Source organism: Rhodoblastus sp., assembly GCF_041915505.1.
Classification (GTDB): domain Bacteria; phylum Pseudomonadota; class Alphaproteobacteria; order Rhizobiales; family Beijerinckiaceae; genus Rhodoblastus.
This window is the reverse complement of record NZ_JAYSBG010000365.1, coordinates 1-3380: the sequence shown is the minus strand read 5'-3', so window position 1 is coordinate 3380 and position 3380 is coordinate 1. Positions and strand designations below refer to the sequence as shown.

The window sequence follows — 3380 nt, the reverse complement described above, 5'->3', positions numbered from 1 at the left end:
TGAACACGGTATAGCCGCTCAGCGCCATCGCCGCGAGGAAACGCCAATGGCGCCGCAGAACCGGCAGATTGGCCATGAAAGGCCCGCGCGCCAGCGGCGTCAGAACCGCACAGACGATCAGCCAGCGCAGAGCGACCAGCGTCATGGGCGCGACGGCGCCGACCGCGGCGCGGCTGACGACGCCATTGGCGCCCCACATCGCCGCCGTGAGGACCAGAAGGACGACCGCGCGCTCATTTAGGCTGTTCGCGGCCCGGCCGAGGAATGCGCGCAAGTCGGAACCTTTCGCGGGATCGAGAACGGAGGCGGACCTTGGCCAAAATTCGTCCAACGGTCCAGCGAAAGCGCCTTGCAGCGTCGGAAACTGCGTTTTGCGCGAAAATGCGCCCGATCCCGGTCGAAAAAAATTCGCAATCCCGCGCGCATGATGCCGCCCCGCTCCCGCTCGACCGCCCGAGGCCGACATGCGTCCTGTTCTGCTCGCCGCCCTCCCCCTGACGCTTCTTTGCTTGGCGCCTCTTTGCTCGGCCCCCGCGCATGCGGGGGAAGTCGACGCCGCCTCGCGCGTCGATTCGGTCACGCTCTATCCCGACGCGGCGGTGGTGACGCGCCTCGCCGAGATCGAGCTGCCGGCGGGCGAAAGCCGGCTGGTGTTCCACGGCCTGCCCGGATCGCTCGATCCCGCGACGCTCCGTGTAGGCGGCGACGGCGAGGCGCGGCTGGTGCTTGGCGCGGTCGATGTGCGCAAGGCGCCCGCGCCGGCCGGCGACAGCGATTTCGACCGGCAGTTGAAGGCCCTTCAGGCGGAGCGGGCTGCGGCCCAGGTGAAAATCGACGCGCTGGCGGCGAAACTGGCCATGATGCAGGTCTATTCCCAAAGCGGGCCCAACATCGGCGAGGAGGGCCTCAAGCCGCAGGATTGGGGCGCGGCCTGGGACGCCGTCGGCGCGGGCATGGCGAAAACCGGCGAAGACCTGCGCGAGGCGCGCGCCGCCGGCGACGAGATCGACGCCCGCATCAAGGCGCTGGAGGCAGCCCGCCCCGCACGCGGCCCGAAAGGCGCGGCGCGCGACGTCGCGGTGGATGTGGAGGCGCCGTCCGCCGGCAAGTTCCGCCTCGCGCTGATCTATCGCGTCGCCGGCGCGCGCTGGACGCCGGCCTATGAGGCCCATCTCGATACCGGCGGCAAGAGCGGCGCGCCGAAGCTCGAACTGTCCCGCCGCGCGCTCGTCGCCCAGACCACCGGCGAGGATTGGAGCGACGTCGCCTTGACCCTGGCCGCCTTCCGCGCGACCGGAGCGGTCGCCGCGCCCGAGCCGGTCCCGCAGGTCATCGCCTTTTTCGAGCCGCCGATTCCGGTCGCCGCCGCCGCCAAAACCGACAGCGCCTCGCGCAATGCGCCCGCCGCGCCCCCGCCGGCGCTCGCCAAGGCCGAGACGCGGCAGGCCCAGCTCGACGCCGGCCCCTACCAGGCCAGTTTCGTCGCGCCGGGCCGCGTCAGCCTCGCGTCCGACGGCTCGTCGAAAAACATCGCCCTCTCCACGCAAAATCCGCAGGCGGAACTGTCGTGGCGCATCGCGCCGGCGCTCGACCCGCGCGCCTTCCTCTCCGCCCATTTCGTCAATGGCGAAGACGCTCCCTTGCTGGCCGGCCCGGTCGCCGTCTATCGCGACGGCGCGCTGATCGGCCAGGAAGGGCTTGCCCTCGTCGCGCCGCATGAGGCCGGCGACCTCGGCTTCGGCGCGGACGAGCGCGTGACCGTCCAGCGCGCGCCGGTCAGGCGCAAGGAGAACGAGCCGGGCTGGTTCGGCCAGACCAAGGTCGAAACCCGCGAATTCAAGACCATTGTGCGCAATCTGCACGATTTCCCGATCCGCGCGGTCGTGACCGACCAGACGCCGTTTTCGGAAAACACCGCCATCGTGGTCGAGCTTTTGTCGCAGACCACGCCGCCCAGCGAAAAAGACCCCGACGGCAAGCGCGGCCTGCTGCGCTGGCGCTTCGACCTGGGAGCGAACCAGAGCAAAGAGCTGACGCTGGCCTATCGCATGAAATGGCCGGCCGACCGCGACGTGATCGTCCCCTGAATCAAGCGAAGGAACAGCCCGGTAGCGCCTCAGTTTGAATTTCCGTTCACGGCGGCATGCGGCCATCTCGAAACAGGCGCAAATCTGCTCGTTGCTCAGGACCGCTCCGGTGATTTCCCGTTTGTTTGGACAGTCCGTCTTCACCTTACGGAAAAGCGCCGCTTGATGCGGGCGGTTAATTTCGACAGAATCTACCCGTCATCGAGCGATGCTCGTATTTAGTTATTTTTCCGCTGCCAAGGCAGGTCCCATTTCGATGCCGGAAGGCCCGATGAAGCCGGACAGCCAGGAAGATTATGACTCCAATCCGAACCTGAAAGCCGCGCAGGACTTGTTCGATTCCGGCGACGAGGCAGGCAGCTTCGCCGCCTTCGAAGTTCTGGCGGAACAGGATTCCGCACCGGCAATGACATGGCTCGGTTACCTTTATTTGAATGGAAAAGGCGTCACCGCCGATAGGAACCTAGCGCATCATTGGTTTTCGAAAGCGGCAAGCCTGGGTGACGCCGAGGCGATGGATTGGATCGGTCGTATGCATCATTCCGGCAGCGCAGGGAAAATCGACTTGGCCTTGGCGCGCCAATGGTCTGCAAAAGCAGCAGAGGCGGGCGATGCCCACGGTCAATACAATTTAGGTTCCATGTTGTTCGCAGCGGGGGAGGACGAAGAAGCAGAGCGCTGGATGCAAAAATCCGCCAATCAGGGCCTTTTGCCTGCCATCCGTTCGACCGATGAGCGCCGCGCCTACGAAATGTTCCAACAAAAGCGATATGCCGAGGCGCTGCCACTCTTCAATAGACTCGCGAGCGACGGCTCGGCATGGGCGCAGGAATGTCTCGGCAACATGTATTGGAATGGCCTTGGCGTCGCCGAAGATCGTGATCAATCTCTCCGGTGCTACGAAGAGGCCTATGACGGGGGCAGATTGGACCTTGCATACCAAATCGGCGGTCTGCACTTCCGAGCCGGACGGCCTGACGCCGCGCTTACGTGGTGGCGAAAGGATACACAATGGCCGATATCCTCGACCTACTGGCAATACCGCGTTCTGCGGAAACAGCCACATCTTGCGGCGCATCCCGGTGAGAGCGACGAGCTTCTCAAAAGAGCCGCAGGTCTGGGTCATTTTATCGCGAAGCGCGATGTCGCATTCCGAATGCTAAAAGGCGACGCCGCTTTCGGGAGCCGCCTGCAAGGGGTGGGCGCTTGGCTGCGCCTGATCCCTGCCATGATCCGCTTGGGAACAGTCAATATCGATGACGAGCGGCTTCGTTGACTGTAGCGCCTTCATCG

The 3380-nt window shown here is 65.2% G+C and carries 3 protein-coding genes; 2 read left to right on the top strand and 1 reads right to left on the bottom strand.

All coding sequences use genetic code 11. The features are described from left to right. Window positions 1–274, bottom strand: a 274-nt coding sequence (locus ACE3S9_RS16980) for an EamA family transporter (protein ID WP_374547660.1), incomplete at its 3' end; no start/stop codon positions are given. Window positions 275–464: 190 nt separating this feature from the next. On the opposite strand from ACE3S9_RS16980, the gene ACE3S9_RS16975 reads away from it, so the two are divergent. Beyond that, window positions 465–2087 carry a mucoidy inhibitor MuiA family protein gene (locus ACE3S9_RS16975; RefSeq protein WP_374547659.1) on the top strand — a complete coding sequence of 541 codons (1623 nt, stop codon included), beginning with the start codon at window positions 465–467 and terminating at the stop codon, window positions 2085–2087. Between the two features lie 271 nt (window positions 2088–2358). After that, entirely contained in the window at window positions 2359–3363 is a 1005-nt protein-coding gene (locus tag ACE3S9_RS16970; RefSeq protein WP_374547658.1) for a tetratricopeptide repeat protein, read from the top strand. Window positions 3364–3380 lie beyond the last annotated feature (17 nt).

What these genes read in the sequence shown, in the direction of transcription:
- ACE3S9_RS16975 (WP_374547659.1), top strand. Translation starts at nt 465, where the DNA reads ATGCGTCCTGTTCTGCTCGCCGCCCTCCCCCTGACGCTTCTTTGCTTG.
- ACE3S9_RS16970 (WP_374547658.1), top strand. Translation starts at nt 2,359, where the DNA reads ATGAAGCCGGACAGCCAGGAAGATTATGACTCCAATCCGAACCTGAAA.